The sequence below is a fragment of the Pseudomonas moorei genome, assembly GCF_008801475.1.
GTDB classification, from domain to species: Bacteria; Pseudomonadota; Gammaproteobacteria; order Pseudomonadales; family Pseudomonadaceae; genus Aquipseudomonas; species Aquipseudomonas moorei.
Map to the genome: position 1 here is coordinate 19,597 of NZ_VZPP01000020.1, position 23,470 is coordinate 43,066.

Here is a 23,470-nt window from a genome sequence, read left to right on the forward strand (position 1 = left end):
TGAAACGTGCGTGGATCACGTTGAATTCATAAACTCAACTTGATGAACGCCTTTATCAATTTTTCCAGGCCGGGGGTCTCTTCGACTTCTGGGCCGGAATGAGGATTGATCCTTCTTACTGTGAAATTTTCACCGTTATCTTGAGATAGCGCGCTTAACACATAAAGGAATTCCGGCTCGTCATTTTCCAGATCAAATACTTTAATTCGCACCAGAAGCAATTTATCGTTGAAAGGAATGACTGCAAGAAAAATCCCATACTCGGAACTGATTGTTGTCTGATCTCGAAACTCCAGAGCAAGCCGAGTGATTACATTAATATCTTCCTCATCAATACTGTCATCAGCAACGACATCCAAGTTGGACCACGGATCAAACTGAAGAGTGTAGTCTTTATTGTCGTTCGGATTGAAATGCAAAACCGTGATTGTTTCTTCAGCAAGATCTCCGTAACCGGCACCCGATGACTTCCTCAGAATTTTTAGAACTATTTTGTTGCTTTCCGGTGTTTCTATTCGCTGTAAGAACACACCCGTGCTTGCGGGATTCCACATGATAGACATCCTTATCTGCCGCTGCGCACAGCTCGTATGTGCAGCACGCCACTCACTTTCGGCAGCTGAACGTGTCGAAGGTGAGTGGCAATCATGACTCAGGGACGGACGATATTTGCATAAGCTTTGGCAAGCGCCAGCAACTTGGCCCTGTCATCATTATCGATATCGCCATCACCATCCACATCTTTGGCGTTGTCAATACTGAAGGATTGACCGCCATCATTAGAGGACGCAATGAAAAGGGTGGAATCAAGCAACTTTTCAGTGAGCGCTCCCTCTTCATCCTGCGTAGGTTCTTTCAGAGAAAACTGCATGGAAACCAGCACTTCATTCGGATCGACTACGGTAGGGCCAAGTTTCTGAAGAAAAATTCCACGACGATTGAAATACGACATGATTAAATCCTTTTAAGTGAAATTCATAATTATGCTTTGCTGCGAGAAAAATAATAACGACACCTCTTACATGCAAACCAGAATACACATGTATCTATTATTTACCCCGCTCCGTTTTAAATAATGAAAAACAGGAAAATGCCGAACGGCACTGGTCGTCCGCGGCACAGGGGTGTACTGTATAAACATACAGCTAACAGGACCCGCCCATGCAATCGCCATTGCCCCCACGTGGCCGCGGCACCGCGACCAACCCGCACAACCGATTCGCGCCCAATCGTTCGGTGGCCGAGGACGACGGCTGGTATCAGGAAGTACCAGTCACGCAAGGCACCGAGGTGCGCATCGAGACGGCGAAAACCATCATCACCCGCAACAATTCGCCGGATCTGCCTTTTGATCGTTCGATTAATCCTTACCGCGGTTGCGAGCACGGTTGCATTTATTGCTATGCACGACCGAGCCACGCCTATTGGGACATGTCCCCGGGACTGGATTTCGAAACGCGCCTGATTGCCAAGACCAACGCCGCTCAGGTGCTGGAGGAACAACTCTCCAAGCGCGGCTATCAATGCGCGCCCATCAATCTAGGCTCCAACACCGACCCGTATCAGCCGATCGAGCGCGAACACAAGATCACCCGGCAAACCCTGGAAGTGCTGCTGCGTTATCGCCACCCGGTGACCATCATTACAAAAGGCTCGTTGATCCTTCGCGATCTGGACCTGCTGGCCGAACTCGCCCGGCAAAGGCTGGTGGCGGTGATGATCAGCCTGACCACCCTGGATGACGAACTCAAACGCATCCTTGAACCCCGAGCGGCGGCGCCCAAGGCCAGGCTAAGGGCGATCAGGGTCATGCGCGAGGCGGGAATTCCGGTGGGAGTGCTGTGCTCTCCGATGATTCCCATGATCAATGACAGCGAACTCGAAAGCCTGTTGACCGAGGCTCATGCAGCCGGAGCACAGAGTGCGGCTTACATGATGCTGCGTTTGCCGCTGGAAGTGGCACCGCTGTTCGAGGAGTGGCTGGACGCCCATTACCCGCAGCGGGCGGCCCATGTCCTGAGTCTGATTCGCCAGAGCCGTGGCGGTGAGTTGTATGACAGTCGTTTTGGCGCCCGGATGCGCGGCGAAGGTCCCTTTGCCGACCTGTTGGCACAGCGTTTCACCAAAACCATCCGGCGCCTGGGGCTTGATCAACGGGAAGGTTTTAACCTGGACTGTGAAGCCTTTTGTCCACCAGGTCGCCAAATGTCATTGATTTAAGGACAAATAACCTACGGTTGAGTTCTGGGAAACGCACGCAGGCATTAGGCTGGTCACGTTTTTTGTGACCTGGAACACACGTTCTAGAGCGCTTGATTCAGTTTGAGTTAAGATTCGGCAGCTACCTTGTTCATCGAGTGACTGATGGGTCGAGATTTTTTGACCTGGATGTTTTTTAACAGCCACTGGCTTCATACCGGACAAAAAGGGAAATTCCCTGATTCCGCAAAAGAGGATGAATCATGAGTGACAAGGATAAACAGCCGTTGGCTGCGTCGGCGTCTGCCCAACCGGAGGCGGAAACCGCCGATGCGGCGCTGCAGCATATCGTTGACGGCTTTTTGCATTTTCATCATGAGATCTTTCCGCAACAGGAAGAACTCTTCAAAAAACTCGCTACCGCCCAACGGCCGCGAGCCATGTTCATCGCCTGTGCGGATTCGCGCATCGTTCCTGAATTAATCACCCAAAGCGCCCCCGGCGATCTGTTCGTTACCCGCAACGTCGGCAACGTCGTACCGCCTTACGGGCAAATGAACGGTGGTGTCTCTACGGCTATTGAGTACGCCGTGCTGGCTCTTGGCGTGCATCACATCATTATCTGCGGGCACTCCGACTGTGGCGCGATGCGTGCGGTGCTCAATCCGCAGAGCCTGGAAAAAATGCCGACGGTCAAAGCCTGGCTGCGACATGCCGAAGTGGCGAAAACCATGGTTCAGGACAACTGTAACTGCGCCAATGAAAGCGAAAGCATGCACATCCTCACCGAGGAAAATGTGATCGCCCAACTGCAGCATTTGCGCACGCACCCGTCAGTGGCTTCGCGCATGGCCAATGGTCAGTTGTTCATCCACGGTTGGGTTTACAACATCGAAACCAGCGAAATCAAAGCCTACGACGCAGATCAAGGTTGTTTCCTGCCCCTCAATGGCAGCCTGCCGATTCCTGTGGCGACGCCCAAAGCGCGCTTCTAAATACTCCTAAATCCCCGCGTGGTTTAGCCGAGGCTGCCGATCAGGCAGTCTGGCTTTGCCATGCCTGAAGAAAACTTCGGGAGAATCAACATGCGTGCTGCACAACTCAAAGCTGTTCTGCCACGTGAGCTGCTGGCTTCGGTGGTGGTGTTTCTGGTCGCCCTGCCCTTGTGCATGGGTATTGCCATCGCGTCAGGACTCCCACCAGCCAAAGGCCTGATCACCGGGATCATCGGTGGTTTGGTGGTGGGCTGGTTGGCCGGTTCACCCTTGCAAGTCAGCGGCCCCGCGGCAGGCTTGGCGGTGCTGGTGTTCGAACTGGTACGCCAGCATGGTATGGCCATGCTCGGGCCAATCCTGTTGTTGGCGGGATTTCTGCAATTGGTGGCTGGTCGATTGAAACTCGGCTGCTGGTTTAGGGTGACGGCGCCCGCCGTTGTCTATGGCATGCTCGCCGGGATCGGGGTGTTGATTATCCTGTCACAGCTGCATGTGATGCTCGATGCCGCGCCCAAGCCTTCAGGGCTGGATAATCTGGCGGCATTCCCGGCTGCCGTGGCCCAGGCCTTGCCTTCCTTTGGCTGGCAGGCCGGTTTACTTGGCGTAGGGACAATCGTTGTGATGTGGCTATGGGAACGGCTGCGCCCGCAGTCCCTGCGCTTCATTCCCGGCGCGTTGCTTGGGGTAAGTCTTGCAACGGTCGCCAGCCTGGTGATGGCCTTGCAGGTCAAACGCGTGGAAGTCCCGGCCAACCTGGCTGAAGCCATTGATTGGTTGCGACCGACCGACCTGCTCAACCTGGCTGATCCCACCCTGCTCATAGCCGCGTTTGCCGTGGCCTTTATCGCCAGTGCCGAAACCTTGCTGTCCGCCGCCGCAGTGGACCGTATGCACAGTGGCCAGCGTTCGGACTTTGATCGTGAACTGTCCGCACAAGGTGTCGGCAACATGCTCTGCGGCCTGCTTGGCGCGCTGCCAATGACCGGCGTGATCGTTCGCAGCTCGGCCAATGTGCAGGCCGGTGCCACCACGCGTTACTCGACGATTTTCCACGGAATGTGGTTGTTGGCATTCGTGATGCTGCTGTCGAATATGCTGCAAAGCATTCCCGTGGCCAGCCTGGCCGGTGTGCTGGTTTACACGGGTTTCAAACTGGTCGATCTCAAAGCGTTTCGCAGCCTGGGGCGTTATGGTCGCATGCCAATGTTCACTTATGCCGCGACGGCGCTGTCGATCGTTTTCACCGACCTGCTGACCGGCGTGCTGATCGGCTTCGGCTTGACCCTGGCCAAACTGGCCTGGAAAGCCTCACGCCTGAAGGTCAGCCTGATCGACCTGCCCAAAGAGGGTGAAATGGAGTTGCGGCTGGTGGGGGCGGCCACGTTTCTCAAAGTGCCGGCGCTGACCCGTGTACTGGCAAGCATTCCTGCCGGCGCAACGGTGCACGTGCCGCTCAATCACCTGAGCTACATCGATCATGCGTGTCTGGAGTTGCTGGAGGAGTGGGGTCGGGCGAATGCGGCGAAGGGTTCGAAATTGTTGATCGAGGCCTGGGGATTGAAGCGCCGGTTGGAAGGACGGGTGCGGACCAACAGCGGTATAGGTGCATCTGGCTGAATCCCCCTGTAGGAGCGAGCTCGCGATGGGCAAAAGAACACCGCGGGGTGTCAGGATACCCGCGTAATCGTTGTCGACCATCGCGAGCAGGCTCGCTACACAGTGGACGGAGGTGGATCAGGCCTCCAGCTCCAGGCCCACGCCCAGGCGGCGGGACATGCATGGCCAGCGCTTCCACGCGACGCCGGTGTCCGGGCTGCTGAGCTTCTCGCGGTAGGCCTCTACCGACTCCAGCGCAAAACTTTCCTCGTGGAGCATCTCGTCGATGGCGTGATGCACTGCCTCGTCCAGTTGGTTGGCGAATTCCTCACCGATCAATTGGTGGGCAATCAGGTTGGCGACAGTCATGTCCAGGGGGATCAGTGGCTGGCCAAAATGCTTGATGTACAGGTCGTTGACCTCTTCGACAAACCGATGTGCCAGGTAGGCCTCGTCCAGCAGGCTGTCGAGCCCGACGTGCCCGGCCATGATCGCTGGTGGCTGGAGGAAGTACTGTTCGGCAATGGTCAGCACCGGTTTGATCTGCGATTCGATACCCGCTTCCCTGGCAACTTCATTGGCTGCATCCAGCAGCTCAGGCACTTCGTCGATGTAGGCGGCGACAAAACGTGTCAGTACGCCTTTGGCGTCCGCGTCGGGCAATTGGATCGATGGGTGCAGGTGAGGCAGCTTGCTTTCCAGCTGACGAGTCAGCAGGCCGGTTTCGGCTTCGTGTTGTTGGGCTTTTTGGATCTGCTCGCGCAATGCGGCGGTGTTCATGAAAACTCCAGGAAACAAGGCAATGAAATAGGGAAGACATAACTTAGCTGGCTGACGAAAAATGCTAAGACGCATTTGTCATAATTATTTCATCCTTGAGACGCCCGCGTTATATCGATTTGCCACCACTCGTCTGCATCCTTCTCCATTCGTGACCTGCAACGCAAGTTAATGCTGTTTCAGATCATTTACGCCTTCGCATTGCGAGGTGAGAGTCGCTGTCTATACTCGGACTTGAATGGAGTTAGCTGATGACGCCCGACTGCAAATGCAGCAAGGCTCGGCGATTCAAGTTCGTAGTCTGATGCAGCCGCTCCCTTGCCGCAGGTGAAAGCCGGCGGGATAACAAGAACGATAAGGGGAACCCGCAATGATGCGACATCCACATGTCTGGATGGGCCTCCTGTTGTGGTCGATATTCAGCCAGGCGCAAGCCGCCTGGACTGTGAATATGGCGCCTGGAGCGACTGAAATCAGTCACGCTGTATTTGACCTGCACATGACCATTTTCTGGATCTGTGTGGTGATCGGCATCATCGTCTTTGGCGCCATGTTCTGGTCGATGATTCTGCATCGCCGCTCAACCGGGCAGGTGGCCGCAAAATTTCATGAAAGCACCACCGTCGAAATCCTCTGGACCATCGTGCCCTTCATCATTCTGGTGGCCATGGCAGTTCCCGCGACGGCAACCCTGATCAAGATGTACGACCCCAGTGAGCCGGATATCGATATCCAGATCACCGGTTACCAGTGGAAGTGGCATTACAAATACCTGGGCCAGGACGTCGAGTTTTTCAGCAACCTGGCCACCCCCGCCGATCAAATCCACAACAAGGAAGCCAAGGGCGAGCATTACTTGCTCGAGGTCGACAAGCCGCTGGTGCTGCCGACCGGCGCCAAGGTGCGCTTCCTGGTGACATCCGCCGACGTGATCCACTCCTGGTGGGTGCCGGCCTTCGCGGTCAAGCGCGATGCGATCCCGGGGTTCGTCAACGAAGCCTGGACCCGCATTGATAAACCCGGCATCTACCGTGGCCAGTGCGCCGAGCTGTGCGGCAAGGATCACGGCTTCATGCCGATCGTGGTCGAGGTCAAGGAAAAGGCCGATTACGACAAGTGGCTGGCCGATCGCAAAGCCGAAGCCGCTCAGCTCAAAGAACTGACCAGCAAGGAATGGACCCTCGACGAGCTCAAGAATCGTGGCGACAAGATCTATCACACCACGTGCGTGGCCTGTCACCAGGCCGAAGGCCAGGGCTTGCCACCGATGTTCCCAGCGCTCAAGGGCTCGCCGATTGCCACAGGACCCAAGGCAGACCACCTGCACCGCGTGTTCTTCGGTAAACCTGGCACCGCCATGGCGGCGTTCGGCAAGCAGCTGTCGGAAGTCGATATCGCGGCGGTCGTGACCTACGAACGTAACGCCTGGGGCAACAACAAAGGCGACATGGTCACTCCTAAAGAAGTGCTGGAGCTGAAACAGGCGGAAAGCAAATGACCCGGTCTATTGCGCACGTAAGGAACCGGTCGGGGCAAAGCGCCCCGACCGGCCCAGCCCATCTGTTGACAGGAGACAGGCCATGAGCGCCGTTATCGATGACCACGGTCATGCCGACCACGCCCACGGCCCCGCCAAAGGCCTGATGCGCTGGGTACTGACCACCAACCACAAGGACATCGGCACGCTGTACCTGTGGTTTGCATTCACCATGTTCCTGTTGGGCGGTTCGTTCGCGATGGTGATTCGCGCTGAATTGTTCCAGCCGGGCCTGCAAATCGTCGAACCGGCATTCTTTAACCAGATGACCACCATGCACGGTCTGGTGATGGTGTTCGGTGCGGTGATGCCGGCGTTCGTCGGACTCGCCAACTGGATGATCCCGCTGATGATCGGCGCACCGGACATGGCCCTGCCACGGATGAACAACTTCAGCTTCTGGTTGCTGCCGGCGGCATTCATCCTGCTGGTCTCGACCCTGTTCACCCCGGGTGGCGGACCGAACTTCGGCTGGACCTTCTACGCCCCACTGTCGACGACCTATGCACCGGAAAGTGTGACCTTCTTCATCTTCGCCATCCACTTGATGGGCATCAGTTCGATCATGGGCGCGATCAACGTGATCGCCACCATCCTCAACCTGCGCGCCCCCGGCATGACGTTGATGAAAATGCCGCTGTTCGTCTGGACCTGGCTGATCACCGCGTTTCTGCTGATCGCGGTCATGCCGGTACTGGCCGGGTGCGTGACGATGATGCTGATGGACATCCACTTCGGCACCAGCTTCTTCAGCGCAGCCGGTGGTGGTGACCCGGTTCTGTTCCAGCATGTGTTCTGGTTCTTCGGTCATCCCGAGGTGTACATCATGATTCTGCCGGCCTTCGGTGCCGTCAGTTCGATCATCCCGACCTTCTCGCGCAAACCGCTGTTCGGCTATACCTCGATGGTCTACGCCACGGCGAGCATCGCGTTCCTGTCGTTCATCGTCTGGGCGCACCACATGTTCGTGGTCGGCATTCCGCTGGTGGGCGAATTGTTCTTCATGTACGCCACGCTGCTGATCGCGGTGCCGACGGGTGTGAAGGTGTTCAACTGGGTCAGCACCATGTGGCAGGGCTCGCTGACCTTCGAGACCCCCATGCTGTTTGCCGTGGCGTTCGTGATCCTGTTCACCATCGGCGGTTTCTCCGGGTTGATGCTGGCCATTGCCCCGGCAGACTTCCAGTACCAGGACACCTACTTCGTGGTCGCGCATTTCCACTATGTGCTGGTGCCAGGGGCGATCTTCGGGATCTTCGCCTCGGCCTACTACTGGTTGCCGAAATGGACCGGCCACATGTACGACGAAACCCTCGGCAAGCTGCATTTCTGGCTGTCATTCATCGGCATGAACATGGCCTTCTTCCCGATGCACTTCGTGGGGCTGGCGGGCATGCCGCGGCGGATTCCGGATTACAACCTGCAATTCGCCGACTTCAACATGGTGTCGTCGATCGGCGCGTTCATGTTCGGCGCCACACAGATCTTCTTCCTGTTCATCGTGATCAAGACCATTCGCGGCGGCCCGCCAGCACCGGCCAAACCGTGGGAAGGGGCCGAGGGCCTGGAGTGGAGCATCCCGTCACCGGCGCCGTATCACACCTTCACCACGCCGCCGGAAGTGAAATGAACACCTGCCCTTCTGTGGGAGCGAGCTTGTGTGGCGAGGGAGCTTGCTCCCTCGCCACACAAGGCCGCGTTCCGGCGGGGTTATGCGTTGAGGTCGTAAAACATGGCTGACTCGATTTCGATGAAGAAACTGGTCACCCGCCTGTTATTGGTGGTGGTAGCGATGTTTGTCTTCGGCTTTGCCCTGGTGCCTATCTACGACGTGATGTGCAAGGCATTCGGCATTAATGGCAAGACCGCCGGGCAATATGAGGGCGAGCAAACGGTCGACACCTCGCGGCAGGTACGCGTGCAGTTTCTGTCGATGAACAACGCCGACATGCCGTGGGAGTTCTATCCAAAGGGCGATGATCTGGTGGCCCATCCGGGGGCGGTGAACGAGATGATCTTCATCGCGCGTAACCCCACTGACCGCCCGATGAGCGCCCAGGCCGTCCCGAGCATCGCGCCCAGCACCGCGGCGGCGTATTTCCACAAGACCGAATGTTTTTGCTTTACCCAGCAAGTGCTGCAGCCCGGTCAACGGATCGAGATGCCGGTACGTTTCATCGTTGACCGTGACATGCCCAAGGATGTGAAGCACCTGACGCTGTCCTACACGCTGTTCGATATCACCGCCCGACATCCACCGGTAGTCGTTGCACACACTGGCGGTTGAGCGTGCCCGATAAGGAGAACAATAAATGGCAACTCATGAACATTATTACGTTCCCGCCCAGAGCAAGTGGCCGATCATTGCCACGCTCGGCATGCTCACCACCGTGTTCGGCCTGGGCACCTGGTTCAACGACCTGAAAGCCGCGCGGCCGGAATCCCATGGCCCGCTGATCTTTTTCGTCGGCGGCCTACTGTTGGCCTACATGCTGTTCGGCTGGTTCGGCACGGTGATCAAGGAAAGTCGCGGCGGACTCTACAGCCCGCAGATGGATCGCTCGTTCCGCTGGGGCATGAGCTGGTTTATTTTCTCGGAAGTGATGTTCTTCATCGCCTTTTTTGGCGCGCTGTTTTACGTGCGTCACGTCTCCGGCCCGGCTTTGGGCGGGGAAGGCACCAAGGGCATCGCCCATATGCTCTGGCCGAACTTCCAGTTCACCTGGCCGCTGCTGCACAACCCGGATTCCAATCTCTTCCCGCCGCCCAAGGAAGTCATCAGTCCCTGGGGCCTGCCGCTGCTCAATACCGTGTTGCTGGTGAGCTCCAGCGTGACCGTGACCATCGCCCACCACGCCTTGAAAAAAGGCCATCGCGGCGCGCTGAAACTCTGGCTGGCGATCACCGTGCTGCTTGGCTGCGCGTTCCTGACCTTCCAGGCCGAAGAGTACATGCACGCCTACCACGAACTGGGCCTGACCCTGGGTTCGGGCATCTATGGCGCGACGTTCTTCATGCTCACCGGCTTCCACGGTGCCCACGTGACCATCGGCACCATCATCCTGTTCGTGATGCTGATGCGGATCATGCGCGGGCACTTCGACGCCGATCACCAGTTCGGGTTCGAGGCGGCGAGTTGGTATTGGCACTTCGTGGACGTGGTGTGGATCGGGCTGTTCGTTTTCGTCTACGTGCTCTAGGCCTTACCACGGCGCATGCGACACCAACTGGCCGCTGAAAAAACCCCAGGCGATCAAGCCGACGGTAATGGCGGCCAGTGCGACACGGACACTCAAGGCAATGACGAGGCGGTTTGAGCTGCTGTCGTCCTTGACCAGAAAAAACAGGCCGCTGAACAGGCTGACAACCGTGGCAATCAGCATCAGGACGATGGCTGCTTTGAGCATGGGTAAGACTCCGGGGGGACAAGCGATGCACTTGAGTATAGCTATCGCGATGACCGACTTTTTGGCGACGCCATGAAGCGCTACCGGCCGGGCATCTTGCCGACGCTGGTGGTGGCGCTGTTGTTGCCGCTGTTGGTGTCCCTGGGTTTCTGGCAACTGAGCCGGGGCGCCGAGAAAAGCGCGCTGCTGCAAAGCTACACCGAGCGCCGGGCCGCCGAGCCGATGGCCAGCACCGAGCTGCAACATACCGCAGACACGGCCTTTCGCCGGGTACGTCTGCACGGCCGGTTCGATGCCGCCCACAGTCTGCTGCTGGATAACCGGCAGCGCGACGGCAAGGTCGGGATCGAGTTGCTGCAACCGTTTCAGGATCAGGCAACAGGGCTCTGGCTGCTGGTCAATCGCGGCTGGCTGCCATGGCCGGACCGACGCACACCCCCACAATTCACCACCCCTGCCGAGGCCTTGAGCCTCGACGCCTGGGTGTATATCTCTCCCGGCGCAACCTTCCAGCTCCACGCCGACCCCGACGCAACAACCTGGCCTCAACTGGTGACGGCGGTTAACCCGACAAAACTCTGGTCAACCCTCGGCCGCGAAGGCTTTGCCTACGAATTACGTGAGGAAAGCGGCCCCGCGTCCTACCGGGCCGACTGGCCCGTCGTCGCCATGGGCCCGGAAAAACACATCGCTTATGCCGTGCAGTGGTTCGCCATGGCGATTGCCCTGTTCGGCCTTTATCTCTACCTCGGCTGGCAAAACGCAAAGGAGAAACACCATGGGAGCGGCCATGAATCCACCCAGCATGTCTGAGGCGAAAACGCCGGCGAGTCGGCGCAAGGGTCGCTTGCAGTTGCTGTTGATCCTGCTCGGGGTGATCGGTCCGATGATCCTCGCCACCGGCATGTACAAACTGCAGTTCTGGGTGCCGGAGGGCCGCAGTTATCACGGCGAACTGATCGGCAACGGCCAGACCCGCGCCGACATCGGCGTGCAGGCGCAAGAGGACCGCTGGCAGATGCTGGTCACCGCGCCCAAGGATTGCGCGGTGGACTGCCAGCAACTGGTGTATCTGGCGCGGCAAATCCAGATCGGCCTTGGTCGCGACGCCTCTCGTGCCAGCCACGCACTCGCCACCGCCCAACCCTTGACGTCCGAGTACGACGCCAAGCTGACTCGGGAATATCCACAGCTGCAGCGCTATCCGCTGGATTTGAGCACCTTCAGCAAGGCCACAGGCGACAAGGCTGCTCCGCAACTGTGGATCATCGATCCACACGGCAATCTGGTGTTGCGCTACGACCCGTCGGTCAAGGGCAAGGACTTGCTCAACGACCTGCGCCAACTGCTGAAACTGTCGAACATCGGATAAGGGCATCGACATGGCCAAACCTGGATTTCGCCTCGCGCTGTTTGCCACTCTGCTGGCACTGATTGTGGTGTTGCTCGGCGCCTATACCCGCCTGACCCACGCCGGCCTCGGCTGCCCGGACTGGCCCGGCTGCTACGGCTTTATAAGCGTGCCAAAAAGCGAAGCCCAACTGGCCCATGCCGAATTGCATTTCCCTGACGCACCAGTAGAGGCCCACAAGGGCTGGAACGAAATGATCCACCGCTATTTTGCCGGCACCCTCGGTATGCTGATTTCGGTGTTGGCCGCACGTGCCTGGATCAATCGCCGGCATCCGGGACAACCGCTGAAGCTGCCATTGTTCCTGCTGGCGGTGGTGTTTGGCCAAGCGGCGTTCGGCATGTGGACGGTGACGCTCAAACTCTGGCCGCAGGTGGTCACCGGGCATTTGCTGGGCGGCTTTGCCACGCTGAGCCTGTTGTTTCTACTGACCTTGCGCCTGTCCGGCGTGCTGCCGGCGCTGACGGTGCCACGGCGCTTGCAGCACTGGGCGACGGCCGGGTTGCTGCTGGTGATCCTGCAAATCGCCCTCGGCGGCTGGGTCAGTTCCAACTACGCCGCCGTGGCCTGCATCGACTTCCCGACCTGCCACGGTCAATGGCTACCCCCCGCCGACTTCGCCAACGGCTTTCACCTGACCCAACACATCGGCCCGAATTACCTCGGCGGGCAACTGGACAGCGATGCCCGCACCGCGATTCACCTGACGCATCGCATCGGCGCGTTGCTGGTCACCCTCGTGCTACTGGGTCTGGCGTGGCAACTGAAGGCGGTCGGCATGACGCGCTTGGCCGGCCTCGTACTGATTGCCCTCGCCGCACAAATCAGCCTCGGTATCAGCAACGTGCTGTTTCATTTGCCGCTGCCAGTGGCCGTCGCGCACAACGCCGGGGGTGCTGCGCTGCTGCTGACGATGGTCTTGGTCAATTATCACGCCCGAACCAGCCTGGTTCGGGTCAAGCAGCCGACTCGCTGGCGCTTCAGTCCGCGTAAACAAACAGCCGGGCCCATAACAATAAAAGGAGAGATGCCATGGCGATTCTGATCGGCGAACGTCCCAGTCAGGCGATCTGGCGTGACTACCTGGAGCTGACCAAACCGAAAGTGGTGGTGCTGATGCTCATCACCTCGCTGGTGGGGATGTTCCTCGCGACCCGCGCCGGCGTGCCCTGGACCGTATTGCTGTTCGGTAATCTGGGGATCGCCTTGTGCGCGGGCGGCGCGGCTGCGGTCAACCATGTGGTGGACCGGCGCATCGACGCGGTGATGGCCCGCACGCATAAACGACCTCTGGCCGAAGGCCGGGTTTCACCGGCCGCCGCGCTGACCTTTGCCCTAGTGCTGGCGGTGCTCGGCCAGGCCTTGCTGCTGGCCTTCACCAATCCGCTGACGGCCTGGCTGACCCTCGCCTCCTTGCTGGGCTATGCCGTGGTGTACACCGGTTTCCTCAAGCGCGCGACGCCGCAGAACATCGTCATTGGCGGACTGGCCGGCGCCGCTCCGCCCTTGCTCGGCTGGACTGCCGCCACAGGTCACGTCAGTGCCGAACCACTATTGCTGGTACTGATCATCTTCGCCTGGACCCCGCCACACTTCTGGGCCCTGGCCATTCACCGCAAAGAGGAATACGCCAAGGCCGATATTCCGATGCTGCCGGTGACCCACGGCGAGCATTACACCAAGGTGCATATCCTGCTTTATACCGGCGCGCTGCTGGCCGTCAGCCTGATGCCGTACGTGATTCACATGAGTGGCCTGCTCTACCTGATTTGCGCCATCGGCCTGGGCGCCAGATTTCTGCAATGGTCGGTGGTGCTGTACCGTGGCACTCGGCCGCACGCGGCGATCAACACCTTCAAGTACTCTATTTACTACTTGTTCCTGCTGTTCATCGCCCTGCTCGTTGATCACTACTTATTGTTGAACCTATGACTCGAACCCAGAAAACCGTCTTCATCCTCGTCGCCCTGATCGCACTGGTACTGGGCCTGACCATCAATAAAGTGCTGTCGGGCAAAGGCCAGGGCGACCCGACGGCGCTGATCGATGCGGGGATCATCCTGCTGCCGCAAAGCCGCAGCCTGCCGAGCGTGACGATGACTAACCAGGACGGTCAACCGGTCACGATCAACGAGTTGAAAGGCAAATGGAGCCTGCTGTTCTTTGGCTATACCTTCTGCCCGGACATCTGCCCGACCACCCTCGCCCAACTGCGCCAGATCAAAAGCGAACTGCCACCCGAGGCGGTGGCCAAGTTGCAAATCATACTGGTCAGCGTCGACCCGAATCGCGACACGCCCAAGCAGCTCAAGCAGTATCTGGGCTACTTCGATCCACAGTTCATCGGCCTGACCCCGGCATCGATCGAAGAACTGCAAAAAGTTGCCAATGCGGTGAGCATTCCGTTCATTCCGGCGGACACCAGCAAGCCCAACTACACCGTCGACCACAGCGGCAACCTGGCGGTGATCGGGCCGGACGGGACACAGCGCGGTTTTATCCGGGCGCCGTTGAACAATGCGAAGCTGGTGGCGCAGTTGCCGGTGATGCTCAAACGTCAGTGAAAACACCACGGAACCTGTAGGAGCGAGCTTGCTCGCGATAAGGCAATCAGCGCCAACACAAGTGTTGAATGTGAGTCAGCTATCGCGAGCAAGCTCCCACAGAGTCCGTTTTTCAGGCATAAAAAATGGGGCGCATTCAATGCGCCCCATTTTTTGTTAACACTTCAGATCAGAACGCTGGCACCACCGCGCCTTTGTACTTCTCGAGAATGAATGCTTTCACTTCCGGGCTGTGCAGTGCAGCAACCAGTTTCTTCATCGCATCGCTGTCCTTGTCGTCCGGGCGGGCAACGAGGATGTTCACGTATGGCGAGTCGCTGCCTTCGATGACCAGCGCATCCTTGGAGGGATCGAGCTTGGCCTCCAGCGCGTAGTTGGTGTTGATCAGGGCCAGGTCGACCTGAGTCAGCACGCGCGGGATGGTCGCGGCCTCCAGTTCACGGAATTTCAGGTCCTTGGTGTTCTCGGTGATGTCCTTGACGGTCGACAGGATGTTGTTCGAATCCTTCAACTTGATCAGGCCCGCCTTCGCCAGCAACAGCAAGGCACGACCGCCGTTGGTGGCGTCATTCGGGATCACCACGTTCGCGCCGCCTGGCAGCTCTTCCAGTTTCTTGTACTTGCTGGAGTAAGCGCCCAGCGGCTCAAGGTGCACACCGGCTACCGAAACCAGGTTGGTGCCCTTGGCCTTGTTGAATTCATCGAGGTACGGCTGGTGCTGGAAGAAGTTGGCATCCAGGCGTTTTTCCGCAACCTGCACGTTCGGCTGGATGTAGTCGGTGAAGACCTTGACCTTAAGGTCCACGCCTTCTTTGGCCAGGGTCGGTTTAACGAATTCGAGGATTTCCGCGTGGGGAACCGGGGTTGCCGCGACCGTCAGGGTCTCGGCAGCGTGAGCGGAAAAGGCTGCAACGGCAGCGAATGCGACCAGTAGTTTTTTCATTCAGCTAACTCCTTGTGAGTACTCGCTTGCGACGCCTGAACCAGCGCCTGCCAGCAAATGGCCGGCTCATTGATCATTTACGAGAAAAGTGGACAACCAGCTTGTCGCCGACGGTCTGCAGTACCTGAACCAGTACCAGCAGCAAGATCACGGTGACTATCATCACGTCAGTCTGAAAACGCTGGTAACCGAAACGAATCGCCAGGTCACCCAGCCCGCCCGCGCCGACCACACCCGCCATCGCCGTGTAGGACACCAGTGTAATGGCTGTCACCGTAATCGCCGCGAAGATGCCCGGACGGGCTTCAGGCAGCAACGCATTGGTGATGATCTGCCGCGTCGTCGCACCCATGGACTGGGTCGCTTCGATGATGCCGCGATCGACTTCACGCAACGCGGTTTCCACCAGACGGGCAAAGAACGGCGTGGCGCCCACCACCAGTGGCGGAATCGCACCGGCGACACCGAGGGACGTTCCGGTGATCAACACGGTGAATGGAATCATCACGATCAGCAAAATGATGAACGGCAGCGAACGCAGGATGTTCACCACCAGCGACAACATCGCGTAGATGCCTTTGGCTTCCAGCAACTGACGCGGACTGCAGAGGAACAGCAACACACCCAATGGCAGACCCAGGAGCACGGTGAACAACAGCGAACCACCGAGCATCAGCAAGGTGTCGCCCGTGGCCAGCCAGATTTCGAACCAGTCGATATTGGCGAAGAAACTTGTCAGGGCTTCCATTAACGCAGCACCTCCATGTGGACGTCGGCAGCGGTGAAGCGGGCGAAGGCCGCTTCCATGTCACCACCGGTCACAGCCAGGGTCAGTTGCCCGTAAGGAATGTCTTTGATGCGATCGATACGACCGGCCAGGATGCTGTAGTCCACGCCCGTTTCGCGAGCAACGGTACCCAGCAGTGGCGCGTAGGTCGCTTCGCCCTGGAACGTCAGACGCACGATGCGGCCCGGCACATGAGCGAAGTCGTCACGCTGTTCGCTTTCGTCGATTTGTTCATCTTCTTGCACGAAACGCTTGGTGGTCGGGTGCTTCGGGTGCAGGAACACCTCGGCCACGGAGCCTTGCTCGACGATCACACCAGCGTCCATCACCGCCACCTGGTCGCAGACACGACGGATCACATCCATCTCGTGGGTAATCAGCACGATGGTCAGCTTCAGCTCACGATTGATCTCGGCCAGCAATTGCAGGACCGAGGCCGTGGTCTGTGGGTCCAGGGCGCTGGTGGCTTCGTCACACAGCAGGATTTTCGGCTTGGTCGCCAGGGCGCGGGCAATGCCGACACGCTGCTTTTGACCACCAGACAATTGCGCCGGGTATTTTTTGGCGTGGTCGGACAAACCGACCCGGGCCAGCAATTCGGCCACACGTTGATCGATGTCAGCACGCGACAGTTCGCCGGCCAGGGTCAGTGGCAGCGCGACGTTGTCGGCAACGGTCTTGGAGGCCAGCAGATTGAAGTGCTGGAAAATCATCCCGACTTGCTGGCGGAAACGGCGCAAACCATTGGCATCGAGCGCGGTAACTTCTTCGCCGTCGACAATGATCTTGCCGCCGCTGGAGTTTTCCAGGCGATTGATCAGGCGCAACAGGGTACTTTTTCCCGCACCGGAATGGCCGATCAGGCCAAAGACCTGACCGTTCTCAATCGTCAGACTGGTCGGATGCAGGGCGGGAATTTCCTTACCGGCGACGCGGTAGGTTTTATGGACGTTTTGGAACTCGATCACGTAGCGAACCTTGTGGGGCGCGTTAGAAAAGGATCAGCGGTTAGCCGGGCGCGCATTTTAGCCTGTCCGTATAGAGGTTCTTAGCATTTATTTCGCATTCAACCAGCCATTTGGCAATAACGCGATCAAAGGTCAGATAAAAGGAACGGCTAAAAACGTCATCAGTCATTAGTTAGGCCACTCGAAAACAGCCCGAGGAGTTATGCCTGATGAGTACCAAGAAGCCTGCCGCCAACAAGAGCGCACTGGCCGGGACCGATACCCTGGACCGCAGCAATACCAACGCCAAACTCGATAGCCTGGAAAAATTCCGCTCCGACGCCACCGGCCAGGCCTTGCGCACCAATCAGGGTGTGAAGGTGGCGGACAATCAGAACAGCCTGAAGGCCGGGGCTCGCGGGCCTTCGCTGCTGGAAGATTTCATCATGCGTGAAAAAATCACGCACTTTGACCATGAACGCATTCCCGAGCGCATCGTCCACGCTCGGGGCACGGGTGCCCATGGCTACTTTCAGTCCTACGAGAACCATAGCGTGCTGACCAAGGCGGGTTTCCTGCAGGACCCAAGCCAAAAGACGCCGGTATTCGTTCGCTTTTCCACCGTGCAAGGCCCTCGTGGCTCGGGCGATACGGTGCGGGACGTACGAGGCTTCGCGGTGAAGTTTTTCACCGACGAAGGCAACTTCGATCTGGTGGGCAACAACATGCCGGTGTTTTTCATTCAGGACGCCATCAAGTTTCCTGACTTCGTGCATGCAGTGAAGCCTGAACCGCATAACGAGATTCCCACCGGCGGCTCAGCCCACGATACGTTCTGGGACTTTGTCTCGTTGCAACCGGAATCGGCACACATGGTGATCTGGGCCATGTCCGACCGGGCGATTCCGAAAAGCCTGCGCAGCATGCAGGGTTTCGGTGTGCACACCTTCCGCCTGATCAATGCTGAAGGAAAATCACGCTTCGTCAAATTCCACTGGCGCCCTACGGCCGGGACTTGTTCGCTGGTGTGGGATGAAGCGCAGAAACTGGCGGGCAAAGACACCGACTACCATCGTCGCGACCTCTGGGAATCCATCGAGATGGGGGATTACCCGGAATGGGAGCTCGGTGTACAGGTCATCGAGGAAGAAAACGAACACGCTTTTGACTTCGACATTCTCGACCCCACCAAGCTGATTCCGGAAGAACTGGTGCCCATCACACCACTGGGCAAATTGGTGCTCAACCGCAACCCGGACAACTTCTTTGCCGAAACCGAGCAAGTTGCTTTCTGTCCGGGCCACATTGTGCCGGGAATCGATTTCTCCAACGATCCGCTGCTGCAAGGCCGGCTATTTTCCTACACCGACACGCAAATAAGCCGACTCGGCGGACCGAATTTTCACGAGATCCCTATCAACCGTCCGGTCTCTGCGTTCCACAACGGCCAGCGGGATGCGTTACACCGCACGACGATTGATAAGGGCCGCGCATCCTACGAACCAAACTCAATCGATGGCGGCTGGCCGAAAGAAACACCACCTGCCGCGCAGGACGGTGGCTTCGAGACGTATCCCGAACGCATCGACGCCAACAAGATCCGTCAGCGCAGCGAGTCGTTCAGCGACCATTTCTCTCAGGCACGGCTGTTTTTCCACAGCATGAGCAAGCATGAGCAGGAGCACATCATTTCGGCGTACAGCTTCGAGCTGGGCAAGGTTGAACGGGAGTTCATCCGCGCACGGCAAGTGAACGAGATCCTCGCCAACATCGACCTGGATCTGGCCAAGCGTGTGGCGCAGAACCTCGGCTTGCCGGCACCCAAGGCCGGAACGGTCGATGTGCCGAAAATATCCCTTGAGCGTTCGCCGGCCCTGAGCCAGGCCAATCTGCTACCGGGCAATATCAAGACGCGAAAAGTCGCCATCCTTGCAGCCAACGGTGTCGATGGCTCAGCGATTGATGCCATGAAGAAAGCGCTGGAAGCCGAAGGCGCGCACGCCAAACTGCTTGGCCCGACTTCCGCCCCCGTGACGACCGCCGATGGCAAGACATTAACGGTGGATGCGTCCATGGAAGGCTTGCCTTCAGTGGCCTTCGACGCCGTGTTCGTGCCCGGAGGCGCCGCATCGATCAAGGCCTTGAGCACGGACGGCGTCGCCCTGCATTACGTGCTCGAAGCCTACAAACACTTGAAAGCGATCGCGCTGCATGGCGAGGCGAAGCAATTGCTGGATGTGTTGAAACTGGAGGCGGATGCGGGGTTGATCGTCGGTGCGGATGCCAAGCTGATCAAGCCGTTTTTTGCGGCCATCGGGCAGCATCGGGTGTGGGACAGGGAGCCGAAGGCCAAGGCTGTTCCGGCCTGAAAGTTTTTAGCGATTGAAAGGCCGCCATCGCGAGCAAGCTCCCACAGTTGATTTGCAGTGAACACAAATCGAACGTGGGAGCGAGCCTGCTCGCGATGCTTTTAAGGTTTTTTGCGAGGGCTGAGCACCATCTGCGCCGGAACACTGCGCAGGATCTGTCGCTCAGGCTTCAGGTCAAACTCCGGATCGAGCTTCTTCACCCGCTTGCTCAGCAAATTAGCCAACCACGGATAATCTTCAGTGCGCGGAGCCTGAATGCTCACATCGCACTGAAAATTCACCACATCGGCGGCGATCGCGTCCAGTTGTCGGCGCAATTTGCCCATATCGTTGATATTCAGCGCAACCGTGGTGCTTTCAGCCGTCGGGTCGATAACCTTGGCTTTTGGCTGGGCTTCGGCCGCCTTGAGAGCAGCTTCAGCCTTTTCCAGTTCAGCCTTGCGCGCTTGGGCGATGGCACCATTGACCCCACCGGTCAGCGCCGGCGCCTTGGGCATCAGCGCGCGGGCGCGACTCAGGGCGGTGGCTGCGGCGTTGACATCGCCTTTTTGCAGCACGATCTGACTGCGCATCAAGTAGGCTTCGGCCAGTTGACGCTGGTATTGCTCAAGGGATTGATCGTTGGGCGATTCGGCTTGCAAGGCAGCCAGTTGATCTTCCGCCGTGGCCAGTTCGCTGCTGGCCAGACTTTGCTCAAGCTGTGCAATGGCCGCGGCCCGCGCATCGGGGGCTTCGGTGGCCGCCGGTGGCGTGCTTTGGCAAGCGCCCAGCAGCACAGAAAATGCGACAAGGAGCAGATAACGGGAGGCGAACGACTTCATTCCTGCGACTCTCTATTTGCGCAAAAAACGAGCAAGTCTACACCCCTCGACGGGGCAGAACAAAACTCAGCAGAAACAGCGCGGCGGCTGCCACCACAATTGACGGGCCGGCCGGTGTGTCCTTGAACCAGGACAACGCCAATCCGCCACACACGGCGAGTATGCCCAGCAGGCTCGCACCCAGTGCCATCTGCTCCGGTGAGCGGGCGTGACGTTGTGCCGCAGCCGCCGGGATGATCAGCAACGAAGTGATCAGCAACACACCGACGATTTTCATCGCCACGGCAATCACCACAGCGATCAACAGCATCAGCGCCATGCGCAATCCGGCTACGGGCAAGCCCTCGACCCTGGCCAACTCTTCGTGCACGGTAATGGCCAGCAACGGCCGCCACAAGGCAACCAGCAGCGCCAGAACAGCCGCGCTACCACCCAAAATCCAGGCCAGATCAGTCGGACTGATCGCCAGCAGGTCGCCGAACAGATACGCCATCAGGTCGATCCGCACTTCGTGCATGAAGCTTAGTACCACCAGGCCCAGAGAGAGCGTGCTGGGTGCGAGAATTCCCAAAAGCGTGTCAGACGCCAGCGGCTGACGCTGTTGCAAGGTCACCAACAATACCGCCAACAACAAGCAACCCACGGTCACTGCAACGGTCGGGCTGACATCCAGCAAAAAGCCCAACGCCACGCCCAGCAATGCCGCGTGAGATAGGGTGTCGCCAAAATAAGCCATGCGTCGCCAGACCACGAAGGAACCCAGCGGCCCCGCAACCACCGCCAGAGCCAGACCTGCAAGCAGGGCGTAGAGCAGAAAATCAGCCATGCTTGCAGCTATCTCCATGGACATGGGTATGGCCCGATCCGGGCGCCTTGACCACCGAGCCATGTAGATCGTGGGCGTGGTCGTGATGGTGGTGATAAATCGCCAGGCTTTGTGCGTTTTTTCCGAACAGCTCGACGAAAGCCGGATCGCCGCTGACCTGCTCAGGGTGACCGGAGCAGCAAACGTGGCGATTGAGGCAAACCACTTGGTCGGTGGTGCTCATCACCAGATGCAGGTCGTGCGACACCATCAACACACCGCAACCGTGACGGTCACGCAGACGGGTAATCAAACTGTAGAGTTCGGCCTGACCGGCCACATCGACACCTTGCACCGGTTCGTCGAGCACCAGCAGTTCCGGTTCGCGCAACAAGGCCCGCGCCAACAGGACACGCTGCATTTCACCGCCGGAAACACTTTGCACCGGACTGTCGATCACCTGTTCGGCACCCACTTCCTTAAGTGCCGCCAGGGCCATCGCACGGTCCACACCCGGCACCAGACGCAAGAATCGCAGGACTGAGAGCGGCAGCGTCGGATCAACGTGAAGTTTTTGCGGCATGTAGCCGATGCGCAGCTTGGGTTTGCGCCAGACGCTGCCGCTGTCGGGCTTCAACAGACCGAGCACGGCGCGCACCAACGTCGTCTTGCCCGCGCCATTGGGGCCGATCAAAGTGACGATCTGGCCCGGTTCGACGCTCAACTCGATGTTGTCAAGCACACTTTGCCCGGCGAACGTGACGGCAACCTGCTCGAGGCGGATCAGCGCGTTGCTCATCAAGCCCCCTGACAACCAGAGCAGAGACCAATCACTTCGACGGTCTGGCCTTCGACGACAAACCCGACCTCTTGAGCGCTGGCGATGATCGCGTCGCTGATGGATTTCTGTTCGAGCTCAATGGCCGCGTGACAATCTCGGCAAATCAGAAACTGGCCCTGATGCGCGTGCTCCGGATGATTGCAGCCGATGAAGGCGTTGAGCGAAGAGATTCGATGAACCAGGCCGTTGTCCAATAGAAAATCCAGCGCGCGGTACACGGTCGGCGGTGCGGCGCGGCGGCCGTCCTGCTCACTCAGCACCGCGAGAATGTCGTACGCGCCCAGCGGTTTGTGGCTTTGCCACACCAGTTCAAGCACCCGACGGCGCAAGGCGGTCAAGCGCAGGCCCTGGCGCGCGCACAGCGCATCGGCCTCGGACAAAGCGCTGTGAACGCAATGAGAGTGGTCGTGGGGACGGCTGGCAATCGGTGTTTTAGACATGAGCGGCGACGCGTATGGTGAGAGACGTTATTATGTTACCCGTTCTCGCCTCTTCGAGTGGTCATCGTGTCCCGACTTTTTTCTTTTTTTGTCGCATTTGTCGCCAGTTTTCTGCTGGCCGGTTCGGCCCACGCCGAAGTCAAAGTCCTCACCAGCATCAAACCGCTGCAATTGATTGCCGCTGCGGTGCAGGACGGCGTGGCGATTCCGGAAGTGCTGTTGCCGCCGGGCGCCTCACCGCATAACTATGCCTTGCGCCCTTCCGACGTACGGAAAGTGCAATCGGTGGACTTGCTGTACTGGATCGGTCCAGACATGGAAGGTTTCCTGCCCCGCGTGCTCAATGGCCGGACGTTGCCGAGCGTCGCCGTGCAGGATCTGCCGGGCATGAAGCTGCGCCGTTTCGCCGAAGATAGCCACTCCCACGCCGAAGAAGCCGACGAGCATGACCACGATCATCGCCCGGGTAGCCTGGACGCGCATTTGTGGCTGTCGCCGATCAACGCCCGCGTCATCGCGACGAAAATGGCGGCTGACCTCAGCGCAGCCGATCCCGACAACGCCGCGCGCTATCAAAGCAATCTCAAGGCGTTCGATGAACGTCTCGATGCGCTGGATCTGCGCCTGAAGAAACGGCTGGCAGGCATTGAAGGCAAACCTTACTTCGTGTTCCACGAAGCCTTCGATTACTTCGAGGACGCCTACGGGCTCAAGCACACCGGCGTTTTCAGTGTTGCAGCTGAGGTGCAACCTGGCGCCCAGCATGTCGCGGCGATGCGTGCGCGGCTGCAGGAAGTGGGCAAGACCTGTGTATTCAGCGAGCCGCCGCTGCGTCCGCGCCTGGCGGAAACCCTGGTAGCCGGCTTGCCGGTGAAACTGGCGGAACTGGATGCGCTGGGCGGGTACACCCCAGCGACGGCCCAGGGGTATGAGCAAGTACTGGAAAAGTTGGGCAATGATCTGGCAGGGTGCCTGGAGTCGCTTTAACTGACCCAAAACCTGTAGTGAGGGGGCATGCCCCTCACCAC

Annotated in this window: 25 protein-coding genes; 14 read left to right on the top strand and 11 right to left on the bottom strand. The window is 58.6% G+C overall.

The annotated features are described in order from the left end of the window. Positions 1-26 precede the first annotated feature (26 nt). Together F7R06_RS28000 and F7R06_RS28005 are read right to left on the bottom strand one after the other, a co-directional pair. The gene (locus F7R06_RS28000; RefSeq protein WP_090327161.1) at positions 27-554 is read right to left on the bottom strand and encodes a hypothetical protein; all 528 of its coding nucleotides are present in this window, start codon (positions 552-554) and stop codon (positions 27-29) included. Between the two features lie 98 nt (positions 555-652). Further along, positions 653-952 (bottom strand): hypothetical protein, encoded by a 300-nt coding sequence (locus F7R06_RS28005; protein ID WP_090327158.1) that lies wholly within the window; start codon positions 950-952, stop codon positions 653-655. A 209-nt stretch (positions 953-1,161) separates the two neighbouring features. On the opposite strand from F7R06_RS28005, the gene F7R06_RS28010 reads away from it, so the two are divergent. The 3 genes from F7R06_RS28010 to F7R06_RS28020 all read left to right on the top strand — a co-directional run bounded on the left by F7R06_RS28010 (position 1,162) and on the right by F7R06_RS28020 (position 4,811). Continuing rightward, positions 1,162-2,220, top strand: a complete 1,059-nt coding sequence (locus F7R06_RS28010; protein ID WP_090327157.1) for a PA0069 family radical SAM protein — start codon at positions 1,162-1,164, stop codon at positions 2,218-2,220. Between the two features lie 242 nt (positions 2,221-2,462). After that, complete coding sequence (locus F7R06_RS28015) at positions 2,463-3,194, top strand: carbonic anhydrase (protein ID WP_090327154.1); 732 nt, start codon at positions 2,463-2,465, stop codon at positions 3,192-3,194. A 90-nt stretch (positions 3,195-3,284) separates the two neighbouring features. Next, positions 3,285-4,811, top strand: a complete 1,527-nt coding sequence (locus tag F7R06_RS28020) for a SulP family inorganic anion transporter (protein WP_090327151.1) — start codon at positions 3,285-3,287, stop codon at positions 4,809-4,811. Positions 4,812-4,928: 117 nt separating this feature from the next. Here F7R06_RS28020 and F7R06_RS28025 read toward each other — a convergent pair whose 3' ends face one another. Further along, positions 4,929-5,570 carry a hypothetical protein gene (locus tag F7R06_RS28025; RefSeq protein ID WP_090327148.1) on the bottom strand — a complete coding sequence of 214 codons (642 nt, stop codon included), beginning with the start codon at positions 5,568-5,570 and terminating at the stop codon, positions 4,929-4,931. Positions 5,571-5,940: 370 nt separating this feature from the next. Between F7R06_RS28025 and coxB the strand changes: the two genes are divergently transcribed. The 4 genes from coxB to F7R06_RS28045 all read left to right on the top strand — a co-directional run bounded on the left by coxB (position 5,941) and on the right by F7R06_RS28045 (position 10,307). Next, complete coding sequence (gene coxB / locus F7R06_RS28030; RefSeq protein WP_090327145.1) at positions 5,941-7,068, top strand: cytochrome c oxidase subunit II; 1,128 nt, start codon at positions 5,941-5,943, stop codon at positions 7,066-7,068. Between the two features lie 82 nt (positions 7,069-7,150). Further along, on the top strand, positions 7,151-8,737 hold the full coding sequence (ctaD, locus tag F7R06_RS28035) for a cytochrome c oxidase subunit I (RefSeq protein WP_090327143.1): 1,587 nt from the start codon (positions 7,151-7,153) through the stop codon (positions 8,735-8,737). Between the two features lie 102 nt (positions 8,738-8,839). After that, positions 8,840-9,394 carry a cytochrome c oxidase assembly protein gene (locus tag F7R06_RS28040; RefSeq protein WP_090327141.1) on the top strand — a complete coding sequence of 185 codons (555 nt, stop codon included), beginning with the start codon at positions 8,840-8,842 and terminating at the stop codon, positions 9,392-9,394. Positions 9,395-9,419: 25 nt separating this feature from the next. Further along, positions 9,420-10,307 (top strand): cytochrome c oxidase subunit 3, encoded by an 888-nt coding sequence (locus tag F7R06_RS28045; RefSeq protein WP_090327139.1) that lies wholly within the window; start codon positions 9,420-9,422, stop codon positions 10,305-10,307. Positions 10,308-10,310: 3 nt separating this feature from the next. Here the strand turns inward: F7R06_RS28045 and F7R06_RS28050 are convergent, their stop codons facing one another. Next, positions 10,311-10,514: a twin transmembrane helix small protein gene (locus F7R06_RS28050; protein WP_008064738.1), complete on the bottom strand. Its 204-nt coding sequence runs from the start codon at positions 10,512-10,514 to the stop codon at positions 10,311-10,313. 72 nt (positions 10,515-10,586) lie between these two features. Here F7R06_RS28050 and F7R06_RS28055 point away from each other — a divergent pair, with 72 nt between their 5' ends. The 5 genes from F7R06_RS28055 to F7R06_RS28075 are packed head-to-tail and all read left to right on the top strand — an operon-like array spanning position 10,587 to position 14,489. Beyond that, entirely contained in the window at positions 10,587-11,327 is a 741-nt protein-coding gene (locus F7R06_RS28055; RefSeq protein ID WP_090327136.1) for an SURF1 family protein, read from the top strand. Continuing rightward, positions 11,293-11,886, top strand: a complete 594-nt coding sequence (locus tag F7R06_RS28060; protein ID WP_090327133.1) for a hypothetical protein — start codon at positions 11,293-11,295, stop codon at positions 11,884-11,886. The genes F7R06_RS28055 and F7R06_RS28060 overlap by 35 nt, the downstream gene beginning before the upstream one ends. A 10-nt stretch (positions 11,887-11,896) precedes the next feature. After that, the gene (locus F7R06_RS28065) at positions 11,897-12,970 is read left to right on the top strand and encodes a COX15/CtaA family protein (RefSeq protein WP_090327131.1); all 1,074 of its coding nucleotides are present in this window, start codon (positions 11,897-11,899) and stop codon (positions 12,968-12,970) included. Continuing rightward, a complete protein-coding gene (gene cyoE, locus F7R06_RS28070; protein WP_090327128.1) occupies positions 12,958-13,857 on the top strand; it encodes a heme o synthase in 900 nt (299 codons plus the stop codon). The genes F7R06_RS28065 and cyoE overlap by 13 nt, the downstream gene beginning before the upstream one ends. Next, entirely contained in the window at positions 13,854-14,489 is a 636-nt protein-coding gene (locus tag F7R06_RS28075; RefSeq protein WP_090327125.1) for an SCO family protein, read from the top strand. The genes cyoE and F7R06_RS28075 overlap by 4 nt, the downstream gene beginning before the upstream one ends. A 169-nt stretch (positions 14,490-14,658) precedes the next feature. On the opposite strand, the gene F7R06_RS28080 is transcribed toward F7R06_RS28075, so the two are convergent. From F7R06_RS28080 to F7R06_RS28090, 3 genes are all read right to left on the bottom strand, one after another. Then, entirely contained in the window at positions 14,659-15,432 is a 774-nt protein-coding gene (locus F7R06_RS28080; RefSeq protein WP_090327123.1) for a MetQ/NlpA family ABC transporter substrate-binding protein, read from the bottom strand. Positions 15,433-15,505: 73 nt separating this feature from the next. After that, entirely contained in the window at positions 15,506-16,180 is a 675-nt protein-coding gene (locus F7R06_RS28085) for a methionine ABC transporter permease (protein ID WP_090327120.1), read from the bottom strand. Beyond that, the gene (locus F7R06_RS28090) at positions 16,180-17,187 is read right to left on the bottom strand and encodes a methionine ABC transporter ATP-binding protein (RefSeq protein WP_090327117.1); all 1,008 of its coding nucleotides are present in this window, start codon (positions 17,185-17,187) and stop codon (positions 16,180-16,182) included. The genes F7R06_RS28085 and F7R06_RS28090 overlap by 1 nt, the downstream gene beginning before the upstream one ends. A 209-nt stretch (positions 17,188-17,396) precedes the next feature. Between F7R06_RS28090 and katE the strand changes: the two genes are divergently transcribed. Next, entirely contained in the window at positions 17,397-19,535 is a 2,139-nt protein-coding gene (katE, locus tag F7R06_RS28095; RefSeq protein ID WP_090327114.1) for a catalase HPII, read from the top strand. 101 nt (positions 19,536-19,636) lie between these two features. Here the strand turns inward: katE and F7R06_RS28100 are convergent, their stop codons facing one another. Genes F7R06_RS28100 through zur form a run of 4 tightly spaced genes read right to left on the bottom strand, consistent with a single transcriptional unit; the run spans position 19,637 to position 22,442 of the window. After that, positions 19,637-20,356 (bottom strand): PA5502 family lipoprotein, encoded by a 720-nt coding sequence (locus tag F7R06_RS28100; protein ID WP_090327110.1) that lies wholly within the window; start codon positions 20,354-20,356, stop codon positions 19,637-19,639. A gap of 37 nt (positions 20,357-20,393) precedes the next feature. Next, on the bottom strand, positions 20,394-21,182 hold the full coding sequence (gene znuB / locus F7R06_RS28105; protein ID WP_090327107.1) for a zinc ABC transporter permease subunit ZnuB: 789 nt from the start codon (positions 21,180-21,182) through the stop codon (positions 20,394-20,396). Beyond that, positions 21,175-21,960, bottom strand: a complete 786-nt coding sequence (znuC, locus tag F7R06_RS28110) for a zinc ABC transporter ATP-binding protein ZnuC (RefSeq protein ID WP_090327104.1) — start codon at positions 21,958-21,960, stop codon at positions 21,175-21,177. Before znuC ends, znuB begins: the two co-directional genes overlap by 8 nt. Beyond that, a complete protein-coding gene (gene zur / locus F7R06_RS28115; RefSeq protein ID WP_090327101.1) occupies positions 21,960-22,442 on the bottom strand; it encodes a zinc uptake transcriptional repressor Zur in 483 nt (160 codons plus the stop codon). Before zur ends, znuC begins: the two co-directional genes overlap by 1 nt. Positions 22,443-22,499: 57 nt before the next feature. Here zur and F7R06_RS28120 point away from each other — a divergent pair, with 57 nt between their 5' ends. Next, on the top strand, positions 22,500-23,429 hold the full coding sequence (locus F7R06_RS28120; RefSeq protein WP_090327098.1) for a zinc ABC transporter substrate-binding protein ZnuA: 930 nt from the start codon (positions 22,500-22,502) through the stop codon (positions 23,427-23,429). Positions 23,430-23,470: the final 41 nt, after the last annotated feature.

What these genes read in the sequence shown, in the direction of transcription:
- F7R06_RS28055 (WP_090327136.1), top strand. Translation starts at nt 10,587, where the DNA reads ATGAAGCGCTACCGGCCGGGCATCTTGCCGACGCTGGTGGTGGCGCTG.
- F7R06_RS28065 (WP_090327131.1), top strand. Translation starts at nt 11,897, where the DNA reads ATGGCCAAACCTGGATTTCGCCTCGCGCTGTTTGCCACTCTGCTGGCA.
- F7R06_RS28040 (WP_090327141.1), top strand. Translation starts at nt 8,840, where the DNA reads ATGGCTGACTCGATTTCGATGAAGAAACTGGTCACCCGCCTGTTATTG.
- F7R06_RS28045 (WP_090327139.1), top strand. Translation starts at nt 9,420, where the DNA reads ATGGCAACTCATGAACATTATTACGTTCCCGCCCAGAGCAAGTGGCCG.
- F7R06_RS28100 (WP_090327110.1), bottom strand. Translation starts at nt 20,356, where the DNA reads ATGAAGTCGTTCGCCTCCCGTTATCTGCTCCTTGTCGCATTTTCTGTG.
- F7R06_RS28085 (WP_090327120.1), bottom strand. Translation starts at nt 16,180, where the DNA reads ATGGAAGCCCTGACAAGTTTCTTCGCCAATATCGACTGGTTCGAAATC.
- F7R06_RS28020 (WP_090327151.1), top strand. Translation starts at nt 3,285, where the DNA reads ATGCGTGCTGCACAACTCAAAGCTGTTCTGCCACGTGAGCTGCTGGCT.
- znuB (WP_090327107.1), bottom strand. Translation starts at nt 21,182, where the DNA reads ATGGCTGATTTTCTGCTCTACGCCCTGCTTGCAGGTCTGGCTCTGGCG.
- zur (WP_090327101.1), bottom strand. Translation starts at nt 22,442, where the DNA reads ATGTCTAAAACACCGATTGCCAGCCGTCCCCACGACCACTCTCATTGC.
- znuC (WP_090327104.1), bottom strand. Translation starts at nt 21,960, where the DNA reads ATGAGCAACGCGCTGATCCGCCTCGAGCAGGTTGCCGTCACGTTCGCC.
- F7R06_RS28005 (WP_090327158.1), bottom strand. Translation starts at nt 952, where the DNA reads ATGTCGTATTTCAATCGTCGTGGAATTTTTCTTCAGAAACTTGGCCCT.
- coxB (WP_090327145.1), top strand. Translation starts at nt 5,941, where the DNA reads ATGATGCGACATCCACATGTCTGGATGGGCCTCCTGTTGTGGTCGATA.
- F7R06_RS28015 (WP_090327154.1), top strand. Translation starts at nt 2,463, where the DNA reads ATGAGTGACAAGGATAAACAGCCGTTGGCTGCGTCGGCGTCTGCCCAA.
- katE (WP_090327114.1), top strand. Translation starts at nt 17,397, where the DNA reads ATGAGTACCAAGAAGCCTGCCGCCAACAAGAGCGCACTGGCCGGGACC.
- ctaD (WP_090327143.1), top strand. Translation starts at nt 7,151, where the DNA reads ATGAGCGCCGTTATCGATGACCACGGTCATGCCGACCACGCCCACGGC.
- F7R06_RS28010 (WP_090327157.1), top strand. Translation starts at nt 1,162, where the DNA reads ATGCAATCGCCATTGCCCCCACGTGGCCGCGGCACCGCGACCAACCCG.
- F7R06_RS28060 (WP_090327133.1), top strand. Translation starts at nt 11,293, where the DNA reads ATGGGAGCGGCCATGAATCCACCCAGCATGTCTGAGGCGAAAACGCCG.
- F7R06_RS28025 (WP_090327148.1), bottom strand. Translation starts at nt 5,570, where the DNA reads ATGAACACCGCCGCATTGCGCGAGCAGATCCAAAAAGCCCAACAACAC.
- F7R06_RS28075 (WP_090327125.1), top strand. Translation starts at nt 13,854, where the DNA reads ATGACTCGAACCCAGAAAACCGTCTTCATCCTCGTCGCCCTGATCGCA.
- F7R06_RS28080 (WP_090327123.1), bottom strand. Translation starts at nt 15,432, where the DNA reads ATGAAAAAACTACTGGTCGCATTCGCTGCCGTTGCAGCCTTTTCCGCT.
- F7R06_RS28000 (WP_090327161.1), bottom strand. Translation starts at nt 554, where the DNA reads ATGTGGAATCCCGCAAGCACGGGTGTGTTCTTACAGCGAATAGAAACA.
- F7R06_RS28050 (WP_008064738.1), bottom strand. Translation starts at nt 10,514, where the DNA reads ATGCTCAAAGCAGCCATCGTCCTGATGCTGATTGCCACGGTTGTCAGC.
- cyoE (WP_090327128.1), top strand. Translation starts at nt 12,958, where the DNA reads ATGGCGATTCTGATCGGCGAACGTCCCAGTCAGGCGATCTGGCGTGAC.